Below are 13,438 nucleotides of genomic sequence, written 5' to 3' on the forward strand. Positions count from 1 at the left end.
CAAAGCGAGCGGACCGGAACACGGGCAAGAGGATCGAGGATCATGACCAAGGCAATTCTGCTGGGCACTACCGGAGTGGCAGCGGCTCTCGCCATGCTGGCGTTCGGCTTCGTCGCCGGCAATCCGCAGACGGCGAAGGCCGGCACGGCGCAGCTTGCCCAGACGGCGTCCTCGGGTACCAAGCTCGACCGCACCGAAGTCGAAGGCATCGTCCGCGACTATCTCCTGAAGAACCCGGAAGTGCTTCTGGAAGCACAGCAGGCACTCGAGGCCAAGCAGAAGGAAGAACAGCGCGTCGCCAGTCTCGGCGTCATCAAAGACGCCAAGGACCAGATCTTCAATTCCTCCTTTGACGGCGTTGTCGGCAATCCCAACGGCAAGGTCACTATCGTCGAATTCTATGATTATAATTGCGGCTACTGCAAACGCGCCATCGACGACATGCGCGCGCTGACCAAGGCCGATCCGGACCTGCGCTTCGTGCTCAAGGAATTCCCGATCCTCGGCCCGGATTCGCAGAAGGCGAGCGTCGTCTCGATGGCCTTCCACTTGCTGAAGCCCGAGAAATACGGCGAATTCCATAATGCGCTGCTCGGCGGCCAGGGGCGCGCCACCGAGGCGGCGGCAATCAAGGTGGCGCTGTCGCTCGGCGCCGACGAGACGACGCTGCGCGAAAAGATGAAGGACCCGAGCATCACCGAGGCCTTCTCTAAGACCTATGATCTCGCCACCAAGCTCGCCATCACCGGAACGCCGTCCTACGTGGTCGGCAACGAGGTTGTGTTCGGCGCGCTTGGCCAGGAAGTGCTGGCCGAAAAGATCGAGGCGGCGAAGGCGGCGCTCTGATTAGCGTTCGGGTTTCGATTGGGGCTGCGGGTTTCCGGCGCGGGCCGTTTTCCGGCTGTTGTGGACGGCGAAAGAACGCACTTGCGCTCTTTTCGCCAGCGTCTATGCCCATTATAGAGGGTCCGGCGCGCCGGCTTAGCCGCGCCGGGAAAGGTCGGCATTTTTTGAAAACGGTTTTCGTCCTGAACGGCCCCAATCTCAACGCGCTCGGCAAGCGCGAGCCTGGTATCTATGGCGGCAAGACGCTTGCCGCGATCGCCGACGACTGCAAGCAGGCAGGTGCCGCACTTGGGCTGGAGATCGATTTCCGCCAGTCGAACCATGAGGGCGACCTCGTCGACTGGATCCAGGAGGCCGCCGACAAGGCCGCCGCAATCGTCATCAATCCGGGCGCCTACGGCCATACCTCGATCGCCATTCACGATGCCATCCGCGCCGTCGCGCCGCTGCCGGTAGCTGAGGTGCATCTTTCCAACATCCATGCGCGGGAACCATTCCGCCACGTCTCCATGGTCGCGCCGGTCGCCGTCGGCATGATCTGCGGGTTCGGGCCGCTCGGCTACACGCTGGCGCTGCAGGCGCTGGCTGCACGCCTATGACCGGCCAACAAACAGAAGGCTCGAAAATGTCGATAAAGAAGAACGGTGTTGACCAGCAGCTGATCCGCGATCTGGCGGGCATACTGAACGACACCAACCTGACCGAGATCGAGGTCGAGCTGGGCGATCTGAAGGTGCGCGTCTCGCGGCAGGCGCCGGCCGTCCATGCTGTCGCCGCAGCGCAGCCGGCCCACGCGCCGGCAGCCGCGCAGCCCGCGGCAGCCGCCGTGCCGGCGGCGCCCGACGTGTCGAAGAACGCCGTCGCCTCGCCGATGGTCGGCACAGCCTATCTGGCGCCGTCGCCCGACGCCAAGGCGTTCATCGAGGTCGGACAGAAGGTCAAGGAAGGCCAGACGCTGCTGATCATCGAGGCGATGAAGACGATGAACCAGATCCCCTCGCCGCGCGCCGGCACGGTGACGGCGATCCTGTTCGAAGACGCGCAACCGGTCGAATATGGCATGCCGCTCGTTGTGATCGAGTAGAGCCGGGAACAGGCGAAAGATGTTCCAGAAAATCCTCATCGCCAATCGCGGCGAAATCGCCCTCAGGGTGCTGCGCGCCTGCAAGGAGCTCGGCATCCAGACGGTGGTGGTGCATTCGACCGCCGACGCCGACGCCATGCATGTGCGTCTCGCCGACGAGAGCGTCTGCATCGGCCCGCCGCCGTCGCGCGACAGCTATCTCAACATCCACCAGATCGTCGCCGCCTGCGAGATCACCGGCGCCGACGCAGTGCATCCCGGCTACGGTTTTCTGTCGGAGAACGCCAAGTTCGCCGACATCCTCGCCGCGCACAACATCACCTTCATCGGCCCGACCGGCGACCATATCCGCATTATGGGTGACAAGATCGAGGCCAAGCGCACGGCAAAGCGCCTCGGCATCCCCGTGGTGCCCGGCTCCGACGGCGCGGTCACCGAGGACAAGGAAGCCAAGCGCATTGCCGCCGCGATCGGCTACCCTGTGATCATCAAGGCGTCGGCCGGCGGCGGCGGGCGCGGCATGAAAGTGGCGCATAGCGAGGCCGACCTCGAGGTGGCGCTGCAGACGGCACGCTCGGAGGCGGGTGCGGCCTTCGGCGACGACGCCGTCTACATCGAGAAATATCTGCAGAAGCCGCGCCATATCGAAGTGCAGGTGTTCGGCGATGGCGCCGGGCGCGGCGTGCATTTCGGCGAGCGCGACTGCTCGCTGCAGCGCCGCCACCAGAAGGTCTGGGAAGAAGCGCCCTCGCCGGCGCTCAATGCCGAGGAGCGCGCGCATATTGGCGGCGTCTGCGCCAGGGCCATCGCCGATCTCGGCTATTCCGGCGCCGGCACCATCGAATTCCTCTATGAGGACGGCGAGTTCTATTTCATCGAGATGAACACGCGCCTGCAGGTCGAACATCCGGTGACCGAGGCGATCACCGGCATCGATCTCGTGCACGAGCAGATCCGCGTCGCCTCGGGCGGCGGGCTTTCGGTGCGCCAGGAGGATATCCGCTTCCACGGCCATGCCATCGAATGCCGCATCAACGCCGAGGATCCGCGCACCTTCACCCCCTCGCCAGGCACCATCACCCACTTTCACACGCCGGGCGGCCTCGGTATCCGCGTCGATTCCGGCGTCTATTCGGGCTACAAGATCCCACCCTACTACGACAGCCTGATCGGCAAGCTGATCGTGCACGGCCGCAACCGCGTCGAGTGCATGATGCGGCTGCGGCGCGCGCTCGACGAATTCGTCGTCGACGGCATCAAAACGACGCTGCCGCTGTTTCGCGACCTCGTTGGCAACGCCGACATCGCCAATGGCGACTACGACATCCACTGGCTGGAAAAATACCTGGCCGAAGGCGAGTGATACAGGGGCGAAGCGATGACCCGTCCCTACGCACCCGGTTATCGCATCCCGACCGACCTTTTGCTCAAAGCCTATGCCTCCGGCGTCTTCCCGATGGCCGAAAGCGCCAATGACCCCGAAGTATTCTGGGTGCGGCCGGAGACGCGCGGCATCATTCCGCTCGACGGGTTCCACATACCGAAAAGCCTGAGAAAGACGATCCGCAAGAACCTGTTCGAGTTCCGTATCGATTTCGACTTCGAGGCGACGATCGAGGCCTGCGCCGAAAGGCGCGAGGAACGTCGGTCGACCTGGATCAACGCGCCGATCCGCGAAGCCTATATCGAGCTGCATCGGATGGGCCATTGCCATTCGGTCGAGGCCTGGCACGACGACCGGTTGGTCGGCGGGCTCTACGGCGTATCGCTCGGCCGCGTGTTTTTCGGCGAGAGCATGTTCGCCAGGGAGACCGACGCGTCAAAGGCCTGCCTGGTTCACCTCGTCGAACGCCTGAAGGCGCGCGGCTTTGCACTGCTCGACACGCAGTTCACCACCGAGCATCTCAAACGCTTCGGCGCAATCGACGTGCCGCGCGGCAAGTACGAGAAGATGCTGGCCGAGGCGCTGAAGGGCGAGGCGGTGTTTTTTCCATAACCTGGAGAATGGTTCATCGTTTTTCACAGAATTCCGGACGGAAACCGTTCACTTTTCGTGGAATTGCTCTAGCGGCCAGTCAGCTTTTTGCTGCCGTCACAGCGGCGTCTGTGCGTGGAACATCATCTTCCAGCCATTGACGCGGTGGACATAGCCAGTGCTGACCAGCGCCGCATAGGCTTCGCCATTTTGCCGGGTCGCACGCGCCTCGTAGGTCAGCATGACGATGTCGCTGCCCGGCTCGATGATGCCCTTGAGGTCGATGTCGAGATCGCGCCAGCGGTTCTGGTCCGTGGCGGTTTCGGCCAGATCGGAATTGCTCATCACCCGCGCCATCTGCGGGAAGGCCACCAGGCATTCGGTATCGGCATTGGCCTTGAAGTAGTCGGCGTCGCCGCTCCAGAATCCCCTTTCGATGTCGAGAAGTTCGTTCTTGTTGGCCATCATCATGGCAACCTCCTCCGTAGAGAGGCACCAACGCTCGGGGAACGCGGCGGTTCCGCGGGGCGCGGTATCCGCCGCGCGCTGACAGATTCTAGTTGGTTTTGGGGGCGGCGGGTGCCGGCACGTCGGACTTCTGCTTGCAGCCCTTCAGCCAGATATCATAGACGGCATGCTCGACGGCGTTGATCCCGGGGCTTTCGGCAAACATCCAGCCGGTGAAGATACGGCGTATCTTCCGGTCGAGCGTGATCTCGTCGACCTCGACGAACGAATCCGTCTTCGGCTCTTCGTTTTCGGGCCGCGAATAGCAGATGCGCGGCGTCACCTGCAAAGCGCCGAACTGCACCGTCTCGTCGATATAGACATCGAAGGTGATGATCCGGCCGGTGATCTTGTCGATGCCGGCGAATTCAGCGACGGGATTGGTGAGGCGTTCGGATACTGCCGGTGCTGCAGGCGCTACCGACGCGTCCGGCGCCAATTCCTGCGCAGCGGCAAGCGCCACCATGGAAGCGAGAACGACCGCGGTTAATCCGCCCGTCAAAATTCGGCTGAACATGCTCATGCAAGGTCCGGTGATTTGCGCCCGGGTGATTCTCTTAACGCCAAGGCTAGTTGCTGCTGTCGGATCAGCAAACAGCTAAACAGTAATTGTGGCGACAAAGGACCGCCCGCGTGGGGACCGCCTCCGTGGGGGACCGCGGCCTGTCGCGGCGATCGATCACGAACCGGGCGTCCAGGCGTCGTAGTCGCCCGTCACCTGCGGACGATGCCGGTTGGTCAGCACCGACCCCTTCGGCCGATAGGCTGCGGGGCTGCCGGTGAGGTTCGGCACATGCGGCTTTTGCCAGTCGCGTGGCTTGTAGTCTTCGCTTGGCGGCGGAACGTCTACACGGTGATGGATCCAGCCATGCCAGCCGGGCGGAATCGCCGAGGCTTCCGAATAGTCGCGGTAGATGACCCAGCGGCGGGTGCGGCCTTCCGAATCGACGCCGCCCTCATAGTAGACGTTGCCGACCTCGTCCTGCCCGACCTTCTTGCCATGCCGCCAGGTGTGAAAGCGCGTTCCCAATGTCTGGCTGTTCCACCAGGTGAAAAACTGCAGAAGGAAAGTCTTCATCCAAATCCTCGTGGCAAGTCCTTGTGGCAAGTCCTCGCGGCGGCTGCGGCGCCTGTACCTGCTTATGGCGTCACGGCATTGCGAAGGCAAGGGTCTTGCCGCAACCGGCGAGCAAATGGCTGACGGAAAAGCGATACGTTCATGCTATTTTCGCGGCCGTCCGAAGCAGATGAAATAAGTTGTTGGCAACCTTACGCAGCGTTATTCTAACAGTTGATGCTTCGTTGCCTAGGACGGCAAATGAGAGGGGTTTATGTCATCGCTGGCGGGCACGGCCGGTCGCGCATTGCCGCAGGTCGTTGAGGCGATCTACGATTCGATTGCCGACGTCGACCGCTGGCAGGCGACACTCGAGGCCATCTGCAATCTGGCGGAAGGCCGGCTTGCCATGCTCGCCGTCATCGACACGATCAGCAGCTCTGCGCGGTTTTCGGTATCCTGCGGCGATCCCGCAGTTCTTGAGCCGTTGAAGCATGACTACGGCTCGCAAGTACCGTTCTATGCGGCGGTTCCCAAGATGGAGATCGACGTGCCCTTCACCGTCGATTCGATCTACGCCCTGCAAGGCCCGGATACACGACAGAGATGGCTCGAAAGCCGCATCGTGCGCGAATGGGTACAACCCAACCGGCTGGACGATTTCTTCTGGGTGGCGTTGATGAAGCGGCCGACCCGGATCGGTACGCTAATGGTGGTGACCGACAAGGACAGACGCCAGATTTCCCGCGAGGATCTCGAGCTTGTCTGCCTGCTGGCGCCGCATGTGCGGCGCGCGGTGACCATCGGCGACCTGTTCGAGGCCGAGCGGCGCAAGGCCGAAATCTTCCGCTCCATCATCGAAAGCCTCGACCATCCGGTGCTGATCGTCGCCGAAGACATGACCATCATCTTCGCCAACCCGTCAGCCGAAGCGCTGCTCGCCGAAAACATTTCGGTCGCTTGCGTGCGCGGACAGCTGTCCTTCACCTATGCCAACGCCAACGCCGCGATCGGCCGTGCCGTCCAGCTCGGCACGCGCGACGAATTCGCACTCGGACCTTGCGGCATCAACATTCCCCTGGCCAAGACGGCCGTTCCGGCGGTGGCCCATGTTATGCCGCTGGCGCGGCGTGAAATCTCGGCGCGCATCTCGCAGCGCGCCGCCGCAGCGATCTTCATCGCCGCGGGCGGTTCGACACCGACCCCGGCGCTGGACGCCATTGCGGCGCTGTTCGGACTGACCGCGGCAGAAAGGCGGGTCGCCGGTCACGTTGCCGCCGGCCTGACGCGAAAGGAAATCGCCGCGGCCGGCGGCGTCTCGGACGGCACCGTCAAGTCGCAGCTGGCGACGATCTTCGACAAGACCGGTACCGGCGATCAGCGCGAGCTCGAACTCTTGATGCGCGAATTGTCGCCGCCGTTGCGCGCCAGTTGATTTTGCGCAGATTCCCCTGACCGGCGGCGGTCCAAAAGGCCCGGCCGGTCAGTTTTCCCAAGCCTTTAAGACCATCGTCCGCAAAATCTGCGAAACGAAACCGGCATCGTTGCAATTCGGCCAAAATCATGGTGCGGTCGTTCGCGGTCCAGAAACGCGGCACTCTGCTCGGCTGGAATGAAAATGGTTTCTGGCGCGGATCTCGATCTTTGACACCGACATCTACCGAGCGGCTGCTCCCCTACCTCTTTCTGCTTGGGCTGATCGCAATCGCGGTCGCTTTCCGGCCACTGCTGCCCGTCGACGAAACGCGATATCTCAGCGTCACCTGGGAAATGTATCTGAGCGGACAGATCTTCGTCCCGACCATGAATTTCGCGCCCTATCTGCAGAAGCCGCCTCTGCTGTTTTGGCTCATCGACCTTGTCTGGAAGATTTTCGGCGCCAGCCGGCCGGCCGCGATGCTGGTAATCTTCGCCGCCTCCTCGCTCGTCATCTGGCTGACGACGGCTTTGGCAAAGACCCTGTTTCCGGGCCGCGACGACATCGCACGGCGCATCCCCTGGCTGGTTGCCGGAAGCTGCGTGTTCGTCATCTATTCGACGCTGATCCTATTCGACCTGTTGCTGACGGTGTTTGTGCTCGCCGCGCTGTTGTCGTTGATTGCCTTTGCCCGGAGCGGCAATCGCTGGCAGGCCGTTCTGGCCGGGCTGTTCATCGGCATGGGCGTGCTGACGAAAGGCCCGGTGGTGCTGATCCATATCGGCGCGCCCATCCTGTTCTACCCGTTCTGGCGCGACCGACGGGCGGGACTGACGACACCGAACTTCCTCGCTGGAGTGGGCTTGGCAGTGCTCGCCGCGCTGATTCCGGTGGCGATCTGGCTGGTGCCGGCGACGATCCTGACAAAGGGCAGTTTCGTCTATGATCTGGTCTGGAACCAATCGGCGGGGCGCGTCACCGGCAATTTGCGCAATTCGCACGGCCGGCCGTTCTATTTCTATCTGCTGCTGCTGCCGGTCATGTTCATACCCTGGATCTTCATACCCGAGGTCTGGCGGTTGAAGCTGCGCACGCGGATACGCAACCTGATCGAGACGAAGTCGCCGGATCTGCGCGCCTTGCGCCTACTGTCGTTCTCGTTCGTTGCCGTGTTGCTGGCGTTCAGCGCGATATCCGGCAAGCAGCCTCACTATGTCGTGCCGATGTTGCCGTTCGTGACCATCCTGTTCGGCTATTTCATGGCGGAGATCCCGCTCGCCAGGCTGAAAAGCTCGGCCGTCGTCATGCTTGTCATTTTCGGCATCGGCCACGCGGTGGCATCGGCAACCGCGTTCAAACGCTATGACCTGACGCCGCTCGCCAACTTCATCGACGAGCGAAAGGATGCGGACTGGGCCGTGGCTTTCGACTATCAAGGCGAAGTCGGCTTCCTGGTCGGGTTGCAAAGGCCGTTCGAAAGCACCGACAAACCGGAAGAATGGCTTGGCTCGCATCCCAGCGGCTATGTTATCGACAAGGTTTCCAAGGATCCCGGCACTGCAGGGCAAATCGCGTTCCGGCTTCGCGTCGAACGCGGCTATCTCGTCGTGCTGAAGGGACAGCATTGACGATCGTCACCGGTATGCGAGTTCGTCCCCCGCGCGGGAGATGAAGGCGTTGCTGCTTCGTGGTTCCATCGCTCGATAGAACCGGGAGGTATTCATGCGCAAACTCATCTCGACGACGCTTTTTGCCTTATCGCTCGCTGTGGCCGGCCTTGCCGCCGGTCCGGCATGGAGCTTCAAATGTCAGTCCGGAACGATCGGGCAAGGCAGTTGCTCCTGCTCCGGGACCGCCGACTGCACCGATATGCGGCATTCCAAAATGTGCAAGGGCGACCTGAACTGCGGTTCGGGCAAGTGCTCCTGCACGGCTGCACTGGTAGTCGACCCCGGCCCGAAAACCCCCAAGCCCAAGGTCGTCGCGCCGAAGGCGACAACCAAAGGCGTCGTGAAGCAGTAGATGTCCGACCCGAAAGGACGGCGGCTCGACGTCGCTGGGCCGGCCCGATGTTTCGCGGTTCATCCCCCGTGCGGGCGATGAACCGCTATCGAAGAAGTGCTGGCGTCTAGCCGGAGGGTGGTTTCCAACCAGAGAGCGAGGATACCATGTTGAAAACCTGCATGATGCTGTTCTTCTGCCTGATGGCGGCCACCGCGGCCGCCCAGCCGCCGCCTTCGGGGCCGCCGGTTCCCAGTGCGGCACTTGCCCCATGCAACGCCACACAATCGAACAGGCCCTGCAAAGCCGAACTCGGCGTGTTCCTGATCACCAACACCGTCCGCAACCTGGCGCAAGCCAAGGTCGACGCCACCAACGCACAGCTGGCCGCCCAGGGACGATCGTCGCGCGCATCGATCGAATCGCTGAAGCAATGGCGGCCGTCGCGCTTTGCGACGCAGATGCTGAACCAGCCGAACAGCTGGTTTGTCAAAGTTCCTTACATCCTGACCATCAAAGTCTCGATCCCTGTGACCTCCGACCGCCACATCGGCATTCCCATAGACGTCAACGTCTTCTGCAGCGGCTGGCAGACCGATTCCAGCCAGGTCATCATCCGCTCGCAACCCGGCCCGGCGAGCTTCGAGGGCGGCAACATCCTCGAGGCCGTTTTCAACGTCGGCAATTACATCGACGCGCAGGTACGCAACTCGTTTTCGGCACCCCTACCGGTGACGACGCCGGTTCCAAATTCGAAATGCTCGGCAATAGACGGCTCCGATGCCGGCACGCAGGCTACCGGCGATGATCTCATCTTCTGGACGGTGCCGCGGCGCAACCTGGTGGTGACGGACGCCATAGCCAAGCCGACGGTTGAAGTCACCTTCGACAGCCTCACACGCCTGTCAGCCCGCGACTTCCACAGCAATGTCGTCTATGCGGAATCCGAGGCTATAAACCTCAACGTCTACGCCAATGAGGACGGCCTTCAGAAGGCGCTGACGATGCGCGAAGGCGACGTGGCTGCGCTGAACCTTCCCGCAGTACGGCTCGACGCGCGAAAATACGATTCGCTGGTGGTCATCGGCAATGTCGACCAGCCGCCGAACGATCCCAGAGACAGCGCCTTCGCAGTAGCGGCCAAGACTGCGGGATTCGGTGCCGGTTCCAAGATCATGCAGATCCCGAAGTGGTATTCGAGGCCTCCGGACCAGTTCAATCCCAAGCCTACATGGATCAGAGTTCCCGCCTATGAGCTGCACTATACGGTACGCTATCTCAATAGCGGCGAGTTGGCCGTCGATGGTGGAACCAGTACGGTCCGGCCTCCAAAAGTCGCCGTTCCGATAAAGACGCTTATCAAGCCGAAAACGCGCTGACGCGGCCGCTCGCGGATCACGGCGGCAGTTCCCGCCATCCCCCGCGCGGCCGATGCGGCAGCGCCGGCGTCATGGCCTGATCTTGCGGAAACAAACGCGCCGCTGCGCCGCGAGCGAGCGGCGCCATCGATGGAGACGCACGATGCTGCACTCGCCCCACACCATGCCCGCCGTCCGGATCATTGCGGCAATCTCGCTGCTTGCCTTCCCGAACTTCCTGCCGCCGGTCACGATCCCGGCGAACGCGCTGCCGGTCAGCCAATCCTGCCGGATCACCACCTATTACAAGACGGCGGCAAAGGCGACGGAGGTTGGCGTGCGCTCGACGTGCCAGGGCGTTAAAAAATGGGGCGTCACCTCGAAATATTACGAGGTCGAAAAGATCGAAGCCGCTACGCCCCCGCACACGTCGGGCGGCGGCGGCAGCCTGCCGTGCGAGTTTCTCGCCGCCGGCTGCTTCAACCTGCCCGTGAAACGCAACTGAGCGCCAGGCGAACGAGCTAGCCGATCGCCTTCTCCAAAACCAGCGCCGGCAATCCTGAGGCGCCGCCGCAATCGGCCGTGTTGCCGGCGGGCGTGAACCCTCTCGAGCGGTAAAAGGCAACGGCCGGAGCATTTGCTTCCTCGACCTCGACGCGCAGCGTTCGGGCCTCCGGAAAGCTGGCCTCGATCTCGTCCAGCAGGGCCTGGCCGATGCCTTGCCTCTGCCAGGCCGGATGCACGTAAAGCTGGTTCAGCATGACGACCCCGGCATCCGTCGTGGCGGCCGCGAAAGCCATGCCACTGATGCTTTTGCCGTCGTCCGCGACCAGGAATTCCGAGTTCGGTCGTGTCAACCGCGCTTTGAGCGCGGCGATCGAATGCCATTCGTCGGTGATTTCGGTGACCCGCGCCGCGCCGTAGATGGCGTCATAGGTGGCGTGCCATGTCTCCACCAGCAATGCGCGCACCGCCGCAAGATCGCGCTCGCTGGCGGTGCGGACGAACATCCTATTCGATCCCGAGCTTGGCCTTGACCAGCTCGTTGACCACCTGCGGGTTGGCCTTGCCGCCGGTCGCCTTCATCACCTGGCCGACGAACCAGCCGGCCATGGTCGGCTTGGCGCGCGCCTGTTCGACCTTGTCCGGGTTGGCGGCGATCACCTCGTCCACCGCCGTTTCGATAGCCCCGGTATCGGTGACCTGCTTCATGCCGCGGCTTTCGACCAGCTGACGCGGATCGCCGCCCTCGTTCCAGACGATCTCGAACAGATCCTTGGCGATCTTGCCGGAGATGGTGCCCTCCTTGATCAGATCGATGACCGCGCCGAGCTGATCGGGCGAAACCGGAGCATTTTCAATACTCTTGCCGGCTCTGTTCAACGCACCCAGCAAATCGTTGATGACCCAGTTGGCGGCAAGCTTGCCATCGCGACCAGCGGCCACCTTCTCGAAATAGTCGGCGACCGCCTTTTCCGATACCAGGATCGAGGCGTCGTAGGTCGACAGGCCGAGCGAGGAGATCAGCCGTGCCTTCTTGGCGTCCGGAAGTTCAGGCAGGTCCTTTGCCAGCGCATCGACATAGGCCTGGTCGAATTCCAGCGGCAGAAGGTCGGGATCCGGGAAATAGCGATAGTCGTGCGCTTCTTCCTTGGAACGCATCGAGCGCGTTTCGCCCTTATTGGGATCGAACAGCCGCGTTTCCTGGTCGATCTTGCCGCCGTCCTCCAGGATGGCGATCTGGCGGCGCGCCTCGGAGTCGATGGCCTGGCCGATGAAACGGATCGAGTTGACGTTCTTGATCTCGCAGCGCGTGCCGAATTCACCGCCAGGCCGGCGTACCGAGACGTTGACGTCGGCGCGCAGCGAGCCTTCGTCCATGTTGCCGTCGCACGTGCCGAGGTAGCGCACGATGGTGCGCAGCTTGGTGACATAGGCCTTGGCTTCATCGGCGGAGCGCATATCCGGCTTCGAAACGATCTCCATCAGCGCCACGCCGGAGCGGTTGAGATCGACATAGGACATCGTCGCATGCTGGTCGTGCATCGACTTGCCGGCATCCTGCTCCAGATGCAGGCGCTCGATGCCGACCTCGATATCCTCGAACTCGCCCTGCCGGTCGGGGCCGACGGAGACGATCACCTTGCCCTCGCCGACGATCGGTTGCTTGAACTGCGAGATCTGGTAGCCCTGCGGCAGGTCGGGGTAGAAATAGTTTTTCCTGTCGAAGACCGATTTGTGGTTGATCTCGGCCTTCAGGCCCAGACCGGTACGGATCGCCTGCTTGACGCATTCCTCGTTGATCACCGGCAGCATGCCAGGCATCGCCGCATCGACCAGGCTGACATTGGCGTTGGGCGCGGCGCCGAAAGTGGTCGAGGCGCCGGAAAACAGCTTTGCCTGCGAGGTCACCTGCGCGTGGACCTCGAGGCCGATGATGATCTCCCAGTCGCCGGTGGCGCCGGGAACCAGGCGCTTGGCGTCGGGCGTGCGGGTATCGATGATGCTCATAAGGGCCTGCATATTGGAATTGTGGATATGCGGAACGCATATTTTGGTGTGCAACTTCGCTAGTGCAAACCGCTTCGCGAGACAAGCGCCAAGCCGCAGGCGCCGACGCGGCACAGGCCCGCAGCTGCCGCGATGGACGGCTATAGCAGCTTGAAAAATTCAAATGGCCGGCAACCCGGCCGCCGCCGCCTCATGCCGTGGCGATATAGGCCCTGATCTCCTCGGCCTCGCGCTCGACATCCTCGATGCGCCGCTTGACCACATCGCCGATCGACACGATGCCGTCGAGCAGCCCGTTCTTTTCCACCGGCAGATGGCGGAAGCGACCCTTGGTCATGATCTCCATCACCTCGTTGACGGTGTGGTTCTCATTGCAGATCTTCACCTTGGGCGTCATCGCCGAGCGGATGGCAAGGTCGAGCGCCGCGGCTCCCTCCTTGGCGAGAACCCGCACCACATCGCGCTCGGAAAGAATGCCGACGATCTTGTGATCGCCGTTGGTGATGACCAGCGCGCCGATCCTGTGTTCGGAAAGCATGCGGATAGCTTCGCTGAGCTTTTCGTTCGGCCCGAGCGTCACCACGTCGTGGCCTTTTGCCTCGAGAATTGCCTTAACAGTCATGGCGTCCTCCTCTGCATTTCCTGCCGGCTCCTGCCCTGGCCGGCTTTCCCTGGGATGAAC

The 13,438-nt window shown here is 62.5% G+C and carries 16 protein-coding genes; 10 read left to right on the forward strand and 6 right to left on the reverse strand.

Annotation, left to right across the window (positions count from 1 at the left end; translation table 11 throughout):
* The first annotated feature begins 42 nt into the window (after nucleotides 1-42).
* From NKH80_RS17870 to aat, 5 genes are all read left to right on the forward strand, one after another.
* Nucleotides 43-846 carry a DsbA family protein gene (locus NKH80_RS17870; RefSeq protein ID WP_352705055.1) on the forward strand — a complete coding sequence of 268 codons (804 nt, stop codon included), beginning with the start codon at nucleotides 43-45 and terminating at the stop codon, nucleotides 844-846.
* 164 nt (nucleotides 847-1,010) lie between these two features.
* Nucleotides 1,011-1,445 carry a type II 3-dehydroquinate dehydratase gene (gene aroQ, locus NKH80_RS17875; RefSeq protein WP_031211260.1) on the forward strand — a complete coding sequence of 145 codons (435 nt, stop codon included), beginning with the start codon at nucleotides 1,011-1,013 and terminating at the stop codon, nucleotides 1,443-1,445.
* Nucleotides 1,446-1,471: 26 nt separating this feature from the next.
* Nucleotides 1,472-1,930 (forward strand): acetyl-CoA carboxylase biotin carboxyl carrier protein, encoded by a 459-nt coding sequence (gene accB / locus NKH80_RS17880; protein WP_352477448.1) that lies wholly within the window; start codon nucleotides 1,472-1,474, stop codon nucleotides 1,928-1,930.
* A gap of 19 nt (nucleotides 1,931-1,949) precedes the next feature.
* Nucleotides 1,950-3,293: an acetyl-CoA carboxylase biotin carboxylase subunit gene (gene accC, locus NKH80_RS17885; protein ID WP_352477446.1), complete on the forward strand. Its 1,344-nt coding sequence runs from the start codon at nucleotides 1,950-1,952 to the stop codon at nucleotides 3,291-3,293.
* Nucleotides 3,294-3,308: 15 nt separating this feature from the next.
* Nucleotides 3,309-3,926, forward strand: a complete 618-nt coding sequence (gene aat / locus NKH80_RS17890) for a leucyl/phenylalanyl-tRNA--protein transferase (RefSeq protein WP_292662502.1) — start codon at nucleotides 3,309-3,311, stop codon at nucleotides 3,924-3,926.
* Nucleotides 3,927-4,022: 96 nt separating this feature from the next.
* Here aat and NKH80_RS17895 read toward each other — a convergent pair whose 3' ends face one another.
* The 3 genes from NKH80_RS17895 to NKH80_RS17905 all read right to left on the reverse strand — a co-directional run bounded on the left by NKH80_RS17895 (nucleotide 4,023) and on the right by NKH80_RS17905 (nucleotide 5,490).
* A complete protein-coding gene (locus tag NKH80_RS17895; protein ID WP_352705115.1) occupies nucleotides 4,023-4,373 on the reverse strand; it encodes a hypothetical protein in 351 nt (116 codons plus the stop codon).
* A gap of 88 nt (nucleotides 4,374-4,461) precedes the next feature.
* Nucleotides 4,462-4,935, reverse strand: coding sequence for a DUF2155 domain-containing protein (locus NKH80_RS17900; protein ID WP_352705058.1), 474 nt, complete (start codon nucleotides 4,933-4,935; stop codon nucleotides 4,462-4,464).
* A gap of 156 nt (nucleotides 4,936-5,091) precedes the next feature.
* Complete coding sequence (locus NKH80_RS17905; protein ID WP_254817092.1) at nucleotides 5,092-5,490, reverse strand: NADH:ubiquinone oxidoreductase subunit NDUFA12; 399 nt, start codon at nucleotides 5,488-5,490, stop codon at nucleotides 5,092-5,094.
* A gap of 253 nt (nucleotides 5,491-5,743) precedes the next feature.
* Here NKH80_RS17905 and NKH80_RS17910 point away from each other — a divergent pair, with 253 nt between their 5' ends.
* From NKH80_RS17910 to NKH80_RS17930, 5 genes are all read left to right on the forward strand, one after another.
* Nucleotides 5,744-6,904: a helix-turn-helix transcriptional regulator gene (locus NKH80_RS17910; RefSeq protein WP_352705060.1), complete on the forward strand. Its 1,161-nt coding sequence runs from the start codon at nucleotides 5,744-5,746 to the stop codon at nucleotides 6,902-6,904.
* Between the two features lie 209 nt (nucleotides 6,905-7,113).
* Nucleotides 7,114-8,514, forward strand: coding sequence for an ArnT family glycosyltransferase (locus NKH80_RS17915; protein WP_352992761.1), 1,401 nt, complete (start codon nucleotides 7,114-7,116; stop codon nucleotides 8,512-8,514).
* A gap of 94 nt (nucleotides 8,515-8,608) precedes the next feature.
* Nucleotides 8,609-8,908, forward strand: a complete 300-nt coding sequence (locus NKH80_RS17920) for a hypothetical protein (RefSeq protein ID WP_352508571.1) — start codon at nucleotides 8,609-8,611, stop codon at nucleotides 8,906-8,908.
* Nucleotides 8,909-9,054: 146 nt separating this feature from the next.
* Nucleotides 9,055-10,266, forward strand: coding sequence for a hypothetical protein (locus NKH80_RS17925; RefSeq protein WP_352992763.1), 1,212 nt, complete (start codon nucleotides 9,055-9,057; stop codon nucleotides 10,264-10,266).
* Nucleotides 10,267-10,408: 142 nt separating this feature from the next.
* Complete coding sequence (locus NKH80_RS17930) at nucleotides 10,409-10,750, forward strand: hypothetical protein (RefSeq protein WP_352649224.1); 342 nt, start codon at nucleotides 10,409-10,411, stop codon at nucleotides 10,748-10,750.
* Between the two features lie 16 nt (nucleotides 10,751-10,766).
* Here NKH80_RS17930 and NKH80_RS17935 read toward each other — a convergent pair whose 3' ends face one another.
* From NKH80_RS17935 to NKH80_RS17945, 3 genes are all read right to left on the reverse strand, one after another.
* Nucleotides 10,767-11,255: a GNAT family N-acetyltransferase gene (locus NKH80_RS17935; protein ID WP_352992766.1), complete on the reverse strand. Its 489-nt coding sequence runs from the start codon at nucleotides 11,253-11,255 to the stop codon at nucleotides 10,767-10,769.
* 1 nt (nucleotide 11,256) lies between these two features.
* The gene (gene gatB / locus NKH80_RS17940) at nucleotides 11,257-12,756 is read right to left on the reverse strand and encodes an Asp-tRNA(Asn)/Glu-tRNA(Gln) amidotransferase subunit GatB (protein WP_352896737.1); all 1,500 of its coding nucleotides are present in this window, start codon (nucleotides 12,754-12,756) and stop codon (nucleotides 11,257-11,259) included.
* 190 nt (nucleotides 12,757-12,946) lie between these two features.
* Nucleotides 12,947-13,378 (reverse strand): CBS domain-containing protein, encoded by a 432-nt coding sequence (locus NKH80_RS17945; protein WP_023717464.1) that lies wholly within the window; start codon nucleotides 13,376-13,378, stop codon nucleotides 12,947-12,949.
* Nucleotides 13,379-13,438 lie beyond the last annotated feature (60 nt).

Source organism: Mesorhizobium sp. M0904, from assembly GCF_040319475.1.
Lineage (GTDB): Bacteria > Pseudomonadota > Alphaproteobacteria > Rhizobiales > Rhizobiaceae > Mesorhizobium.

Coding starts and splice junctions, on each gene's coding strand:
- NKH80_RS17900 (WP_352705058.1), bottom strand. CDS start 4,935: ATGAGCATGTTCAGCCGAATTTTGACGGGCGGATTAACCGCGGTCGTT.
- aat (WP_292662502.1), top strand. CDS start 3,309: ATGACCCGTCCCTACGCACCCGGTTATCGCATCCCGACCGACCTTTTG.
- accB (WP_352477448.1), top strand. CDS start 1,472: ATGTCGATAAAGAAGAACGGTGTTGACCAGCAGCTGATCCGCGATCTG.
- NKH80_RS17945 (WP_023717464.1), bottom strand. CDS start 13,378: ATGACTGTTAAGGCAATTCTCGAGGCAAAAGGCCACGACGTGGTGACG.
- NKH80_RS17905 (WP_254817092.1), bottom strand. CDS start 5,490: ATGAAGACTTTCCTTCTGCAGTTTTTCACCTGGTGGAACAGCCAGACA.
- accC (WP_352477446.1), top strand. CDS start 1,950: ATGTTCCAGAAAATCCTCATCGCCAATCGCGGCGAAATCGCCCTCAGG.
- NKH80_RS17920 (WP_352508571.1), top strand. CDS start 8,609: ATGCGCAAACTCATCTCGACGACGCTTTTTGCCTTATCGCTCGCTGTG.
- NKH80_RS17925 (WP_352992763.1), top strand. CDS start 9,055: ATGTTGAAAACCTGCATGATGCTGTTCTTCTGCCTGATGGCGGCCACC.
- gatB (WP_352896737.1), bottom strand. CDS start 12,756: ATGAGCATCATCGATACCCGCACGCCCGACGCCAAGCGCCTGGTTCCC.
- NKH80_RS17935 (WP_352992766.1), bottom strand. CDS start 11,255: ATGTTCGTCCGCACCGCCAGCGAGCGCGATCTTGCGGCGGTGCGCGCA.
- NKH80_RS17870 (WP_352705055.1), top strand. CDS start 43: ATGACCAAGGCAATTCTGCTGGGCACTACCGGAGTGGCAGCGGCTCTC.
- NKH80_RS17930 (WP_352649224.1), top strand. CDS start 10,409: ATGCTGCACTCGCCCCACACCATGCCCGCCGTCCGGATCATTGCGGCA.
- NKH80_RS17895 (WP_352705115.1), bottom strand. CDS start 4,373: ATGATGGCCAACAAGAACGAACTTCTCGACATCGAAAGGGGATTCTGG.
- NKH80_RS17910 (WP_352705060.1), top strand. CDS start 5,744: ATGTCATCGCTGGCGGGCACGGCCGGTCGCGCATTGCCGCAGGTCGTT.